This window comes from Sphingobium sp. TA15 (assembly GCF_037101235.1).
GTDB lineage: Bacteria > Pseudomonadota > Alphaproteobacteria > Sphingomonadales > Sphingomonadaceae > Sphingobium > Sphingobium indicum.
On the sequence record NZ_AP025355.1, the window covers coordinates 637,476 to 650,337 of the forward strand.

Sequence of the window (12,862 nt, forward strand, 5' to 3'; positions counted from 1 at the left end):
AATGGCGTTTTTCGGGATTTCCTATCGCGCTTTTTCAGGGGGTCGGCCAACAAAAGGGTGGACGGGAATCATAAGGCTGGCTTATCCATGGCGCATGAGACCATTGCCGCCCCTGTCCGCCGTCCGCGTGTTCGAAGCCGCCGCACGGCTGGAGAATTTCACCGCCGCCGCGCAGGAATTGGGGATGACCCAGGCGGCGGTCAGCTATCAGGTGAAGTTGCTGGAGGAGCGGCTGGGCATCAGCCTGTTCCAGCGGGCGGGACGGAAAGTGGCATTGACCGACAGGGGGCGGGAGATCGCGACGGTCGTGTCCCGCGCCTTCGACCAGATGCGGGAGGGGTTCGCCGCGCTGACGCAGGACCATATGACGATCCTGACGATCAGTTGCACCAACAGCTTCGCGCATCTCTGGCTCGCCCAGCGGATCGGGACGTTCCAGATGCGCCAGCCGGGGCTGGCGGTGCGGATCGATGCGACCGACCGGGTGGTGGACCTGGCCCGCGACGGCGTGGACGTGGCGGTGCGGGGCGGGCGGGGCGAATGGCCGGGGCTGGAGGCGAAGCTGCTGACCCACAACCGGCTGGCGCCGCTTTGCAGCCCGGCCTGGCTGGCGGCGAACGGGCCCATTGCCGATGCGCAGGCGCTGCACGCCCTGCCGCGCCTGTCGCCGGACGACATGTGGTGGCATGAATGGTTCGCCGCCATGGGGGTGGAGGCGGACGGCAAGGGGCTGCCGCCCGCGATCGCGCTCGATTCCCAGGTGATGGAGGGCCGCGCCGCCATGGCGGGGCAGGGGGTGGCCATCGTCAATCCCTTCCTGTGGAAGGCGGAGGTGGAGGCCGGATTGCTGGTGGAGGCCGTGCCGTCCTATGTCCGGGAGCGGGCGAGCTATTGGGTGGTCTATCCGCCCCATGTGCGCAATACGGCCAAGGTGAAGGCGTTTCGCGACTGGATCGGCGCGGAGTTTGCGCGGGAGATCGCGGCGGACCCGGAAGGGCGGTTTTTGCCGCGGTGAAGCGCGTTGATGTTGCGTGTTCCTGCTAAGGCGGGAAACCGGTTCTGCCCTGGGCCGCTTGGACAAATTCGGGATGTGGGGGATGGTCATTTCCGGACATCAATTCCTCCCTACGCGAAGCGTGGGGAGGGGGACCAGCCGCAGGCTGGTGGAGGGGAAATGGCGTGACCTGCGTATCTTCCCCTCCACCACCGCTTTCAGCGGCGGTCCCCCTCCCCATCGATCGATGGGGAGGAATAGGATAGGTCCGCTTTCCACCCAAATCACTCAGTCGGCGGGGCTGGAATTTGTCCACACTGCCTGGGGCGAACTGGACTCCTGCCTTCGCGGGAGCAGGGTGGGATTAAACCCCGTTTCCGTTTTGTCGCGGCGCTGCTATTCCCCGTCGGGATGACCGATTTTCGCGACCCGTTCGACGCTATCAAGGATCACCCGTTCGACGACGCGCTGTCGCAGCGCTACCTCGTCTATGCACTCTCCACCATCACGGCGCGGTCGTTGCCCGATTTGCGCGACGGGTTGAAGCCGGTGCACCGGCGGCTGCTGTGGGCGATGCGGCTGCTCAAGATGGAGCCGGGCGGGGCTTCGCCCGACGTGCTGGTCGCCAATCCGGCGCGCAACACCACGTCCTACAAGAAATGCGCCCGCGTCGTCGGCGACGTCATCGGCAAATATCACCCGCATGGCGACGCGTCGGTCTATGACGCGATGGTGCGGCTGGCGCAGGACTTCTCGCTGCGCACGCCGCTGGTCGACGGGCAGGGCAATTTCGGCAATATCGACGGCGATAATGCGGCGGCGATGCGTTATACCGAAGCGCGGCTGACGCAGGCGGCGGCCGACCTGATGGCGGGGCTGGACGAGGGCACCGTCGAATTCCGTCCCACCTATAATGGCGAGGACCAGGAGCCGGAGGTCTTTCCCGGCCTGTTCCCCAATCTGCTGGCCAATGGCGCCAGCGGCATCGCGGTCGGCATGGCGACCAGCATCCCGCCGCACAATGTCGCCGAACTGATCGACGCGGCCAGCCTGCTGATCGACAATCCGGACGCCGAACATGCCGAGCTGATGCGGATCGTGCGCGGGCCGGACTTTCCGACCGGCGGCGTGCTGGTGGACAGTCCTTCCATCATTTCAGAGGCTTATGCGACGGGGCGTGGATCGTTTCGAACCCGCGCCCGCTGGCACAAGGAGGATGGCGGGCGCGGCACATGGGTCGCGGTGGTCACGCAAATCCCCTTCCAGGTGCAGAAGTCCAAGCTGATCGAGCAGATCGCGGCGCTGATCAACGACAGGAAGCTGCCGATACTGGCCGATGTGCGGGACGAGAGCGACGAACTGATCCGCATCGTCATCGAACCCCGCGCCCGCACCGTCGACCCGGACGTGCTGATGGACAGCCTGTTCCGGCTGACCGACCTGGAAAACCGCTTCCCGCTGAACCTGAACGTGCTGGACGCGACGCGCACGCCCAGGGTGCTGGGGTTGAAGCCGGTCCTGATCGAATGGCTGAAGCACCAGATCGACGTGCTGGTGAAGCGCGCCCAGCACCGGCTGGACAAGATCGCGGCGCGGCTGGAGCTGCTGGACGGCTATATCATCGCCTATCTGAACCTGGACCGGGTGATAGAGATCATCCGGACCGAGGATGAGCCGAAAGAGGTGATGATGGCCGAGTTCGGCCTGAACGACCGGCAGGCCGAGGCGATCCTGAACATGCGGCTGCGCAGCCTGCGCAAGCTGGAGGAGATGGAACTGCGGCGCGAGCATTCCGAACTGCTGAAGGAACGGGATGACCTCATCAAGCTGGTCGAAAGCCCGGCGCGGCAGCGCACGCGGCTGAAGAAGGATCTGGCCGACCTGCGCAAGCGCTATTCGCCCGACAGCGATTTCGGCAGGCGGCGCACGCTGGTCGAGGAAGCGGCGCCGGCGCGGGAAATCCCGCTGGAGGCGATGATCGAGAAGGAACCGATCACCGTGATCCTGTCCGAGCGCGGCTGGATCAGGGCGATGAGCGGGCATCGCGACCTGGCCTCCGCCGATACGCTGAAATTCAAGGAAGGCGACGGTCCGATGATCGCCTTCCACGCGCAGACCACCGACAAGCTGCTGCTGGCGACGGAGACCGGGCGCATCTTCACCCTGGGCGCGGACAAGCTGCCGGGCGGGCGCGGTTTCGGCGATCCGGTGCGGTCGCTGGTCGACATGGACGGCACCGGCCAGATCGTCGCGCTGATGCCTGCGCGGACCGGCGGCGAACTGCTGCTGGCGTCATCCGACGGGCGGGGCTTCGTGGCGGCGGTGGCCGACGTGATCGCGGAAACCCGCAAGGGCAAGCAGGTGGTCAATGTCCGCACCGGCGCGAAGCTGAGCGTCGTGCATCCCATCGCGCCCGATGCCGACAGCGTCGCCGTGGTGGGCGAGAATCGCAAGCTGCTGGTCTTTTCCCTGATCGAAATGCCGCGCATGGCGCGGGGGCAGGGCGTGCAGATGCAGCGATACCGCGACGGCGGCCTGTCGGACGCCATCGCCTTCCGCCTGTCGGACGGGCTTAGCTGGGCCATGGGCGGCGGGACGGGGCGGGTGCGCACGGAAGCGGACATGACGCCATGGCGCGTCGCCAGGGGCGCGGCCGGGCGGATGCCGCCCACCGGCTTCCCCCGCGATAACCGTTTCTGAGAAACGGATTTTTCGCTATCATCGCATCGGAATCCCGGGAATGTCGTTTCCCGAATATTTACCCTTTGGCCCTATCGCCGGGGCCATGGAATCCATGTCGATGCGCGATCGGCCCACAGAAACGCCGGACGTCGAGCTTCTTTCGGGGCATGATGGCGCGCATCCTTCGCCGATGCTGCCGATGCCCGACTGGATGGCGGCATTGCCCTTTCCCGCCACCATATTATCGTTCGAGAACAAGCGATTGTCCATGGTGGGGGCCAATGCGGCCTTCGCGCACAGCTTCGATTGCATCCTGTCGGGCAAGGCCGAACGGTCCCACGCGGCCGAATGGCGCAAGCGAATCGTGGAGAGCATCCTGTCCGGCCGCGATTCGGAAGGATTCGAATTGCGTCGCGACGGGGCGCTGGGACCGGAATATTTCTATTGCACGGTCGGCCGCCTGCCGAAACGGGACGGCAAGCCCGACCTTTTCCTGTTCACGGCGCTCGACCGCACCAGCGACCGGACCATCGAGAAGAATCTGAGGCGGGAATTGCTGTCCGACGGGTTGACGGCGCTGCCCAACCGGACGGGTTTCGGCGAAGAGATCGAAGACCGGCTGACCAACGCGCCCTGGCCGGAAAATGCGCAGTTCGGCGTCATCGCCATCGATCTCAGCCGGTTCAGCCGGGTCAATGAATCGCTGGGGCCGATGGCCGGCGACGAATTGCTGATCACCGTCGCCAAGCGGTTGAAGTCGGGCCTGCGCCAGGGCGATGTGCTGGCGCGCATCGGCGGCAATGATTTCGCGATCTTCGCCCGTCTTAACAACGGCTTGTCCGACGCCCTTCACATCGTTCAGCGCATTCGCGATGCGCTGAGCTATCCGATCAGGCTGAGCGATCTGCAGATCAGGGTCGATTGCGCGATCGGCTGCGCCCTGTCGACCAGCCTGACCGAAGATCCCGAGGACGTGGTGCGCAAGGCGCAGGCCGCAGTGAAGATCGCCAAGCGCAGCGGCAAGGTGGAAATCTATCGCAACGGCGTGCTCAAGGAGGCGCAGCGGCGCTTCTCCGTCGAGAGCCGGTTGCGCGACGCGCTGGCGCAGGGCGGGCTGACCCTGGCCTTCCAGCCGCTCATCCACCTCCAGACCGGGGAAGTCACGGGTTTCGAGGCGCTGGCGCGGTGGGAGGACGAGGAACTGGGCCATGTCTCGCCCGCCGAATTCATCGCCGTGGCGGAGGAAAGCGGGCTGATCACCTCCCTGGGGCGCTGGGCGGCCTATGAGGCGGCGCAGGCGCTCAGCCGGTGGGACGCGAAATTCGGCCAGCCGGCGCCGTTGGGCGTCAATGTGAACCTGTCCCCCATTCAGATGGCGCGGGACGATGTCGCCTCCATGTTCGAGGAGGCGCTGCGCTATTCGGGCATTTCGGGCAAGCGCATGACCGCGGAACTGACCGAAAGCGCCATCATCGCCGATCCGGAAAAGGCCCGGAAGCTGCTGTTCGCGCTCAAGGATCTGCACATGCCGATCGCCATGGACGATTTCGGCACCGGCTATTCCAACCTGGCGAGCCTGCACAGCCTGCCCATCGACATATTGAAGATCGACCGCAGTTTCGTGACCTCCATGCTGGAGGACCGGGACAAGGAGATCATGGTGCGCACCATCCTGTCGCTGGCCGAATCGCTGGGGCTGCACGTGACGGCCGAGGGGATCGAGACGCAGGAACTGGCCCATGCGTTGCAGAATCTGGGCTGCTGGCAGGGGCAGGGCTATTATTTCGCGCGGCCGATGCCCGAAGCCGACGCCTATGACTATTGGCGGGCGCGCTGGAACTTCGAAACGGTCTGATCCGCGATTTCCGACAGGCGGGCTTCGTCGGGAAAGCCCTCCGCCACCCAGATGTCCTGAACTTCCGCCAGCGCCTTCGCCACGTCCGGGCCGGGTTGCAGGCCCCGCTCGATCAGGGCGCCGCCGCCCAGCGGCAGGCGCGGCGGCGTCCATCCTACGAGCAGCTTCATGTCGTTGAGCGGCGCCGATGGATCGATCAGCATGCGGTCGATGGCCCCTTCCACGCCGATCCGGAAGGCGAGGGCGCGGGGCGGAGCGGAGGCTGCGCCCTCCAGCGCGGTGGCCAGGCGCTTTCGGGCCTTGTTGGACAATTTGAGCCGGGCGCCGACCTGGTCGGCGACGCGGGGGTCCGGGGGAAGCAGGGCCGCCAGGCGGCGCAGGGCCGCCGGGGCGGTGCCGGAGGCGGCCTCGCGATCGATCAGCGCGGACAGGCGGGCCAGCCCGCCATGGTCGACCTCCGGAAGGACGGGCAGCAATATGCCGCCGTCGACCATGAGCCGGAGCGAGGCCAGCGGGCGGGGCAGGGCGAGCAGCTTGAGCAGCTCGTCCGCTATGCGTTCGCGGGAGAGGGCCATCAGGCTGTTGGCGGCCTCCCGGCAGGCGGCATAGGCCTCATCATCGGGTTCGTCATGGCCGAAGCGGGCGAGGAAGCGGAAATAGCGCAGGATGCGCAGATGATCCTCCGCGATGCGGGCGCCGGCGTCGCCGATGAAGCGGACGCGATGCGCGCGAAGGTCGGCGACGCCGCCGAAGAAGTCCGTGATGGCGTGGGTCAGCGGGTCGGCATAGAGCGCGTTGATGGTAAAATCGCGCCGGGCGGCGTCTTTGCGCCAGTCGTCGGTATAGGCGATGGTGGCGCGGCGGCCGTCCGTGCTGACGTCGCGGCGCAGGGTCGTGATCTCCACCGGCCAGCCGTTGATCACCGCCGTGATCGTGCCATGGTCGATGCCGGTGGGCACGGCCTTTATGCCGGCGGCCTTGAGGCGGTCGATGACGGATTGCGGCTCCAGCACGGTGGCGATGTCCAGGTCGTTGACCGGCAGGCCCAGAAGGCCGTCGCGCACCGCGCCGCCGACGAAGCGGGCGAGGCCCTGTTCCGCGCCAAGCGCCCTCAGCAGCGCGTCCAGGCCGGGGCGGTGGCGCCAGTCGGCGTCAGGCAGCAGGCTGGTCATGGCCTAGCCTGCGCGACAGATTGGCGAGGATCGCGGCGGTGATGCCCCAGATGCGCCGTCCTTCCCAGAATATTTCGTAATAATGCCTTTCAACGCCCTGAAATTCGATCGATCTTCTGATCCGGTTGGCGGGGTTCAGGGCGTAGGAGAGGGGGAGTTCGAACAGGTCGGCGACCTCGGCCTCCTGCGGGAAGAGGGGGAGGTCGGGCGGGATCACGCCCAGCACGGGGACGATGTCGAAGCCGGTGAAGGTGTGATAGCGGTCCGACGTGCCGATGATGTCGACCAGGTCGGGCAGGAGGCCGATCTCCTCCTGCGCTTCCCGCAGGGCGCCGGCGATTTCGTCGGGGTCGTCGTCGTCGACCCGCCCGCCGGGAAAGGCGACCTGGCCCGCATGCTTGCGCAGCCCGGTCGAACGCTGGGTCAGGATCAGGCCGGGTTCGGGGCGGTCGGTGATCGCGACCAGCACGGCGGCGGGAAACAGCATGATGTCGCCGTCGATGCGGGGATCGCGGGTGTCGGCGGCCAGGACGCCGACCTCCCGCTCATGCCCTTCCCGGAGGGCGGTCCGCAGCCGTTCCGCCAGGGTCATGCCGATCCGTCCAGCGCGAAGAAGGCGCCGTTGCTCCAGAGACCGATGGGTTCGGCGCCTTCGTCCAGCGCCAGGTTCATCAGTTCATAATAGACGCTGCGGGCGATCAGCGCCTCCAGCCCGCCGCGGACGTGGAGATAGGGATGCGGCCCGTCCGGCGTTTCGCGCAGGATGAGGGCGTTGTCCGGCCCGGCGGCGACCAGGTCGCCCGTGTTGAGCCCGAAGGCGAGGCTGCGCGTCCGGCCTTTGCCCTCGCTCTTGAGCTCGACGGCGACGAAGGGCGCGTCCTCCACCTCGATCGACAGTTTTTCGACGGGCGTGACCAGCACGTGGCTGCCGTCCGGTTCGCGGCGCAGGATGGTGGAAAAGAGGCGGACCATGGCCTCCCGCCCGATGGGCGAGCCTTGATGGAACCAGGTGCCGTCGCGGGCGATGCGCATGTCGCTGTCGCCGCAATGGTCGGGGTTCCATTTCTCCACGGGCGGCAGGCGCTTTTCCTGGAGCAGCCGCGCGATGTCCGTCAGGGAAAGACTGGCGAGATCGGGGGGCGGCTCCATCGGCATAGGGCGGAGATAGGGGGCGGCGCGCCCGAAGGCAAAAGGGAAATTTCAGGCCCGGACGGTGGCGCGCGGACCCAGCATGCCCGTGCCGCCCAGGGGCCGCCCGTCGACCGACAGCGCCAGCAGGCGGCGCGGCTCGAACGGGCCGGGGCAGTCCCAGCCGCCGGTCGCTTCCGCCGAAAAGCCCCAGAAGCGGCCATAATATTCCGGATCGCCGATCATCATCAGCGGATCGCTGCGCTGCGCGCGGGCGGCCGCCACGACGGCGTCCATCAGGGCGCGGCCATGGCCCGTCCCCTGGACGGCGGGGTCGACGGCGACGGGACCGACCATGATGAGCGGCGTCCGCCCGCCGTCCGCATGGGCGAGGGCGACGGGCCAGCTTTGCAGCGAGCCGATGAGCCTGCCCCGCTCATCCTCCATGCCGAAGGACAGTTGGGGCAGCCAGGGCATGCCGTCGCGAATCAGATAGGCTGTGCGGCCGTGCCGGTCAGCGCCGAAGGCGGCGTCGAGCAACCGCTCTATCGCGTCCCGCGACATCATGTTGAGGGGCACTATCACAGACACGTCTTGCCGATCCGTCCTCAATGGCGCATGGACGCGCCGAGAGCGGCGGGCTTTAGCGCGTGGCTCGCAAAATAAAAGTCTAAAACTGGCCCACTCCCGCAGCAGGGACCGGCCGAACGTGGCGAGCTATGAACAGCGGATTTGACGATTTCCTGACGTTGGAGGTGAACAATCTGGACGTGGATGTCCTGACCGGCATCTATTCGGAGGAGACGCACCTGCCGCAACCGCTGCGCATATCGATCAGGGCGCGGTTGAAGGTCGCGGATCATTACGATCCCGACACGCCGCTGTCCCGGTCCAAAAATTACATGGACCTCAAGCATGCGGCGACCACGGCCTTGCCCGAAGGACAGCATTTCACCCTGATCGAGGCGGTGGCCGACCATATCGTCGAGACGATCTTCCTCCAGGACGACAAGGTGACGCATGTCGAGGTGAAGATCGTGAAGCTCGCCCTCAGCGAGAAGGGCGAGGAGATCGGGATCACCATGGGGCGCGGGCGGCGGTAGGTTCCTGATCTTTTGGGCGTGCTCGTTTCGATCGGAGCGCTTCCTGCTCCTGCGCAGGCAGGAGCCCAGTTCAAACGGCGGAACTAGGCTCCTGCCTGCGCAGGAGCACGGTGAGCTTATCCCTTGATCAGCCCGATTTCGCGCAGCCGCTCGGTCAGATAATCATGCGCGGTGATCGGCGGGTCGCGTCTGGGGTGGTCCGCATCCACGCATTGGGGCAGCGCGTCGATCAGGAAATCCGGCCGCAGGTGCAGGAAGAAGGGCATGGAATAGCGCGAATAGCCGCGCCGTTCCGGCGGCGGGTTGACGACCCGGTGGCTGGTCGATGGCAGGCGGTGGTTGGTCAGCCGCTGGAGCATGTCGCCCACATTGATGGCGAGCGCGCCGGGCGGCGGAACCACGGGCAGCCAGTTGCCGTCCCGATCCTTCAGTTCCAGCCCACCTTCCTCCGCGCCCAGCAGCAGGGTGATGAGGTTGATGTCCTCATGCGCGCCGGCGCGGATGCCCGGCGCCTGCGGCGAGACGGGCGGATAGTGGAGCAGCCGCAGGATCGAATTGCCGTTTTCGACAGGCTTGTCGAACCAGCGCTCCTCCAGCCCCAGATAGAGCGCGATGGCGGAGAGCAGGTCGGCGCCGACGCGGTCGAATTCGGCATAGAGGCGCGAGAACGTCTCGCGGAATTCCGGCAGTTCCTCCGGCCAGACATTGGGCGGCATGCTCCGCGCCAGCGGATCGCCTTCGGGGAGGTCGCGGCCGACATGCCAGAATTCCTTGAGGTCGTTCTCGCTCGCGCCCTTGGCGATCTCCACGCCGAAGGCGGTGTAGCCGCGCTGGCCGCCATTATACCGGGCGTCGTAGCGGCGCTTGACCTCCTCCGGCAGGGCGAAGAACCGGCGGGCGAGCGCCCAGCCACGGTCGATCAGCGCCTGGTCCATGCCATGGTCCTTCACCATGGCGAAGCCGAAGCGCTGGAAGGAACCGCCGAAGGCGGCGGCGAAGTCGGCCCGGGCCATGTTGGCCAGGGACAGGACGGGCACTTGTCCCGGCACCGATTGCGACACGCGATTTCTCCGAAATTCAATTGGATCGGGCTGGCGCGCCGTCGTGGCGGCGCGGGTCATGCGCGCATCCTTGATCGTCCTTCGCGGCTGATGCAAGGATAAGCCATGAACTATTGGCTGATGAAATCGGAACCCGACGCCTTTTCCTATGACGACCTGGTCGAAAAGGGGAGGGCGGAGTGGGACGGCGTGCGCAATCACGCCGCGCAGGGCCATATGAGGGCGATGCGCAAGGGCGACCTTTCCATCTTCTACCACAGCAATATCGGGGTCGAGGCGGTCGGCATCATGGAGATCGTCGGGGAGGCAGCGCCCGACAGCACGGATGAGACGGGCAAGTGGATCGCCGTCCATGTGGCGCCCAAGGAAAAGTTCGAAAAGCCCGTGACGCTGAAGACGATGAAGGCCGATCCGAAGCTGGCTGATATGGCGATGATACGCCAATCCCGCCTTTCCGTGTCCCCGCTGACGGCGGCGGAATTCAGGCATATCGTCGATTTATCAAAGGGTTGAGAAACGGTTGCGGGAAATGCAATCGTTTCTCCTTTGTTTGCGATTGTCGTTTTCCCCGCGCGCTTCATAAACCGGCGCCAACAGAAAAGAATATTCCAGAGGTGTTTGATCGGCATTCACAAGGAGTTTACTCATGCGAATGCTGTCCAAGTTTCTAATGTCCGCCCTGGTCGTCGTCGGCGCCGCCAATGCCGCGGCCCATGCCGAAGAGGCCGCCAAGCAGAAGTTCACGCACGAAGGTTACACCTATGTGTATGACGTCAAGGACACCAAGACCGGCAAGGTGATTTCCGGCCGTCGCTATCCCGACGCCGTCGCCTTCAACCTTTCGGTCAAGAATGGCCGCGTTTCGGGCGTTTCCGGCGGCCAGGCCGTGGATTTCAAGGTCGATGACGCGCGCGGCGCCGCCGCCGAATAAGCCTGCGGGCGCGTTGAACAGGAAAAGGGGCGGCTTCCCATCGGAAGCCGCCCCTTTTCGCGCCTGTCAGCGGCAGCGACGCTTGCTGTCGATTTCCTTGCCGAGCAGCGCGCCGCCGGCCGCGCCCAGGATCGTGCCGGTGGCGCGGTCGCCCCGCGTGTCGATGGCGCGCCCGACCAGCGCGCCGCCCACGCCGCCGACGATCAGGCCGGTCGTGCCGTTGGACTTGCGGCAGTACATGCGGCCGTCGCGGCCGCGCCATTCGCGATATTCATAATGGCGGCGGGCGTTGGCGCCGTCCGTGGGAACGGCCATCGAGGCGGGAATGGCCAGCGAGACGGCGGCCATGGCCATAAGGGCTTTACGCATTTTATCTCCTCCAAAAGGCGTGCTTTGATCGTTCAACCCGCGCATATTGATGGAGGTTGCATGAACCTGCGACAACGGCGCATCATGTTGTTTTCCATATGATAATTTTCGAGGCGAAGCGATGGACGGTTGCGACGAGGGGACGGCGGAGGCGCTGATCCGGGCGCTGGACCTGGCCCCGCATCCGGAGGGGGGATGGTTTCGGGAGACCTGGCGGGCGGCGGCCGAACCGGGCGAGCGGGCCGGCGGGACGGCGATCTATTTCCTGCTGGAGGCGCATCAGCGGTCGCACTGGCACCGGGTCGACGCCGACGAGCACTGGTTCTGGCATGGCGGGGCGCCGATAGGGCTTTCCATCGCGGAAGAGGGCGGGGCCGTGCGGAACCTGCTGCTGGGCGGGGACGTGCTGGCGGGGCAGAGTCCGCAGGCGATGGTTCCGGCGGGTCACTGGCAGGCGGCGCGGCCCATGGGCGGCTGGAGCCTGGTCAGTTGCACGGTGGTGCCGGGATTTGAATTTTCGGGCTTCGCGCTGGCGCCGGAGGGCTGGTCGCCGGGCGGCTGAACCGTGGCGAAAATTTATCCACATTTATCCACAGCTTTAGCGCGAGGCGCCCTTCCAGCTGCGAGATTCCGCTTTGAGCGACTCGCTTTTGGTGAGAGCATCATCTTATCGGAAAGACCGGGAGACAGAGAAATCTGGATGCCAAAGTCGATGAGAAATCAGTGACTTGAAGGAATTTTCGAGCGTTGGGAAAGAAGCATGGACCGGAAGGAAGATGCGGAAAATCCGACGGTTCTCAATGGATGATGCCGGGTACGCGCGAAAGTGAACGTCGGGCATCGGGCAAAGAGGACAGGCTGCGGGAGAAAGGCCGACCGGCCGGACGAACGGAGCCGAAACGATAGCAAAGCCTTTGAGGCGGACCTATCGAACGCCGAGTCCGATGATCGCATCTTGAAAGAGAAGCGGATCGGGAGACGCGACGGAAGTGGGGACCGGCAGAGATGCCGGCCCCCATTTTGCTTTTCGGGCTGGATGGAATGGCATCAGTGGGTGCGGCGGGCGATCCAGAGCGTGGCGCAAAGCGACAGCGCCAGCCCCGACCCCAGCCAGAGCAGGAGAATGACCGCCATGGCCGCGCGGCTTTGGGGACGGTCCGACAGGCGGCGCGCTTCGGCCCGGAACTGCGCCATCAGCGGCGGGGGGATGAGGCGGATCGCCAGCGCTATGCCGAGCGGCAGGATGATGAGATCGTCCAGATAGCCCAGGATCGGGATGAAGTCCGGGATGAGGTCGACCGGGCTGAGCGCGAAACCGGCGACGCCCGCCGCGACGAGCTTTGCGAGCAGAGGCGTGCGGCTGTCGCGGGCGGCGATCCACAGGGCCATGATGTCGAGCTTCAGCGCGCTGGCCCAGCTTTTCAGGCGTTGACATGCCATCGGGCGACTATAGCGCGGATGGCGCGGGAATGTCATGGTGCCGGCTGAGGGGATCGAACCCCCGACCTTCGGTTTACAAAACCGCTGCACTACCGCTGTGCTAAGCCGGCATGTCCGCGTCGGACGG

General features: G+C 65.9%; 14 protein-coding genes and 1 tRNA gene. 7 read left to right on the forward strand and 8 right to left on the reverse strand.

The features are described from left to right. The first annotated feature begins 94 nt into the window (after positions 1-94). The 3 genes from Sj15T_RS03200 (at position 95) to Sj15T_RS03210 (ending at position 5,531) form a co-directional block, all read left to right on the forward strand. Positions 95-1,015 (forward strand): LysR substrate-binding domain-containing protein, encoded by a 921-nt coding sequence (locus tag Sj15T_RS03200; RefSeq protein WP_193377929.1) that lies wholly within the window; start codon positions 95-97, stop codon positions 1,013-1,015. Positions 1,016-1,405: 390 nt separating this feature from the next. Next, positions 1,406-3,694: a DNA topoisomerase IV subunit A gene (gene parC / locus Sj15T_RS03205; RefSeq protein WP_007682815.1), complete on the forward strand. Its 2,289-nt coding sequence runs from the start codon at positions 1,406-1,408 to the stop codon at positions 3,692-3,694. Between the two features lie 85 nt (positions 3,695-3,779). Beyond that, entirely contained in the window at positions 3,780-5,531 is a 1,752-nt protein-coding gene (locus Sj15T_RS03210; protein ID WP_041385832.1) for a bifunctional diguanylate cyclase/phosphodiesterase, read from the forward strand. Here the strand turns inward: Sj15T_RS03210 and Sj15T_RS03215 are convergent. The 4 genes from Sj15T_RS03215 to Sj15T_RS03230 are packed head-to-tail and all read right to left on the reverse strand — an operon-like array spanning position 5,495 to position 8,422. Further along, positions 5,495-6,703 carry a CCA tRNA nucleotidyltransferase gene (locus Sj15T_RS03215; protein WP_013039851.1) on the reverse strand — a complete coding sequence of 403 codons (1,209 nt, stop codon included), beginning with the start codon at positions 6,701-6,703 and terminating at the stop codon, positions 5,495-5,497. The genes Sj15T_RS03210 and Sj15T_RS03215 overlap by 37 nt on opposite strands. Next, positions 6,684-7,295: a CoA pyrophosphatase gene (locus Sj15T_RS03220; RefSeq protein ID WP_007682820.1), complete on the reverse strand. Its 612-nt coding sequence runs from the start codon at positions 7,293-7,295 to the stop codon at positions 6,684-6,686. The genes Sj15T_RS03215 and Sj15T_RS03220 overlap by 20 nt, the downstream gene beginning before the upstream one ends. After that, positions 7,292-7,858, reverse strand: coding sequence for a DUF1285 domain-containing protein (locus Sj15T_RS03225; protein ID WP_013039852.1), 567 nt, complete (start codon positions 7,856-7,858; stop codon positions 7,292-7,294). Before Sj15T_RS03225 ends, Sj15T_RS03220 begins: the two co-directional genes overlap by 4 nt. Positions 7,859-7,903: 45 nt before the next feature. Then, complete coding sequence (locus Sj15T_RS03230; RefSeq protein WP_037493675.1) at positions 7,904-8,422, reverse strand: N-acetyltransferase; 519 nt, start codon at positions 8,420-8,422, stop codon at positions 7,904-7,906. 128 nt (positions 8,423-8,550) lie between these two features. Between Sj15T_RS03230 and Sj15T_RS03235 the strand changes: the two genes are divergently transcribed. Continuing rightward, on the forward strand, positions 8,551-8,934 hold the full coding sequence (locus tag Sj15T_RS03235) for a dihydroneopterin aldolase (protein ID WP_013039854.1): 384 nt from the start codon (positions 8,551-8,553) through the stop codon (positions 8,932-8,934). Positions 8,935-9,050: 116 nt separating this feature from the next. Here Sj15T_RS03235 and Sj15T_RS03240 read toward each other — a convergent pair whose 3' ends face one another. Continuing rightward, a complete protein-coding gene (locus tag Sj15T_RS03240; protein WP_041386345.1) occupies positions 9,051-9,995 on the reverse strand; it encodes a 2-oxoglutarate and iron-dependent oxygenase domain-containing protein in 945 nt (314 codons plus the stop codon). Between the two features lie 105 nt (positions 9,996-10,100). On the opposite strand from Sj15T_RS03240, the gene Sj15T_RS03245 reads away from it, so the two are divergent. Both Sj15T_RS03245 and Sj15T_RS03250 read left to right on the forward strand, forming a co-directional pair. Further along, complete coding sequence (locus tag Sj15T_RS03245; protein ID WP_013039856.1) at positions 10,101-10,508, forward strand: EVE domain-containing protein; 408 nt, start codon at positions 10,101-10,103, stop codon at positions 10,506-10,508. Between the two features lie 133 nt (positions 10,509-10,641). Continuing rightward, positions 10,642-10,926 carry a hypothetical protein gene (locus Sj15T_RS03250; protein ID WP_013039857.1) on the forward strand — a complete coding sequence of 95 codons (285 nt, stop codon included), beginning with the start codon at positions 10,642-10,644 and terminating at the stop codon, positions 10,924-10,926. 66 nt (positions 10,927-10,992) lie between these two features. Here Sj15T_RS03250 and Sj15T_RS03255 read toward each other — a convergent pair whose 3' ends face one another. Continuing rightward, positions 10,993-11,295, reverse strand: a complete 303-nt coding sequence (locus Sj15T_RS03255; protein WP_025161093.1) for a glycine zipper 2TM domain-containing protein — start codon at positions 11,293-11,295, stop codon at positions 10,993-10,995. Between the two features lie 121 nt (positions 11,296-11,416). On the opposite strand from Sj15T_RS03255, the gene Sj15T_RS03260 reads away from it, so the two are divergent. Continuing rightward, the gene (locus tag Sj15T_RS03260) at positions 11,417-11,857 is read left to right on the forward strand and encodes a cupin domain-containing protein (RefSeq protein ID WP_013039858.1); all 441 of its coding nucleotides are present in this window, start codon (positions 11,417-11,419) and stop codon (positions 11,855-11,857) included. 485 nt (positions 11,858-12,342) lie between these two features. Here Sj15T_RS03260 and Sj15T_RS03265 read toward each other — a convergent pair whose 3' ends face one another. After that, complete coding sequence (locus Sj15T_RS03265) at positions 12,343-12,735, reverse strand: YkvA family protein (protein ID WP_041385836.1); 393 nt, start codon at positions 12,733-12,735, stop codon at positions 12,343-12,345. 35 nt (positions 12,736-12,770) lie between these two features. Next, a tRNA-Thr gene (locus Sj15T_RS03270) sits at positions 12,771-12,845 on the reverse strand. Positions 12,846-12,862: the final 17 nt, after the last annotated feature.

Bases quoted from the DNA above. Each gene is read 5' to 3' on its own strand.
- Sj15T_RS03235 (WP_013039854.1), top strand. From the start codon at position 8,551: ATGAACAGCGGATTTGACGATTTCCTGACGTTGGAGGTGAACAATCTG.
- Sj15T_RS03215 (WP_013039851.1), bottom strand. From the start codon at position 6,703: ATGACCAGCCTGCTGCCTGACGCCGACTGGCGCCACCGCCCCGGCCTG.
- Sj15T_RS03245 (WP_013039856.1), top strand. From the start codon at position 10,101: ATGAACTATTGGCTGATGAAATCGGAACCCGACGCCTTTTCCTATGAC.
- Sj15T_RS03265 (WP_041385836.1), bottom strand. From the start codon at position 12,735: ATGGCATGTCAACGCCTGAAAAGCTGGGCCAGCGCGCTGAAGCTCGAC.
- Sj15T_RS03220 (WP_007682820.1), bottom strand. From the start codon at position 7,295: ATGACCCTGGCGGAACGGCTGCGGACCGCCCTCCGGGAAGGGCATGAG.
- Sj15T_RS03250 (WP_013039857.1), top strand. From the start codon at position 10,642: ATGCGAATGCTGTCCAAGTTTCTAATGTCCGCCCTGGTCGTCGTCGGC.
- parC (WP_007682815.1), top strand. From the start codon at position 1,406: ATGACCGATTTTCGCGACCCGTTCGACGCTATCAAGGATCACCCGTTC.
- Sj15T_RS03225 (WP_013039852.1), bottom strand. From the start codon at position 7,858: ATGCCGATGGAGCCGCCCCCCGATCTCGCCAGTCTTTCCCTGACGGAC.
- Sj15T_RS03200 (WP_193377929.1), top strand. From the start codon at position 95: ATGAGACCATTGCCGCCCCTGTCCGCCGTCCGCGTGTTCGAAGCCGCC.
- Sj15T_RS03255 (WP_025161093.1), bottom strand. From the start codon at position 11,295: ATGCGTAAAGCCCTTATGGCCATGGCCGCCGTCTCGCTGGCCATTCCC.
- Sj15T_RS03260 (WP_013039858.1), top strand. From the start codon at position 11,417: ATGGACGGTTGCGACGAGGGGACGGCGGAGGCGCTGATCCGGGCGCTG.
- Sj15T_RS03210 (WP_041385832.1), top strand. From the start codon at position 3,780: ATGGAATCCATGTCGATGCGCGATCGGCCCACAGAAACGCCGGACGTC.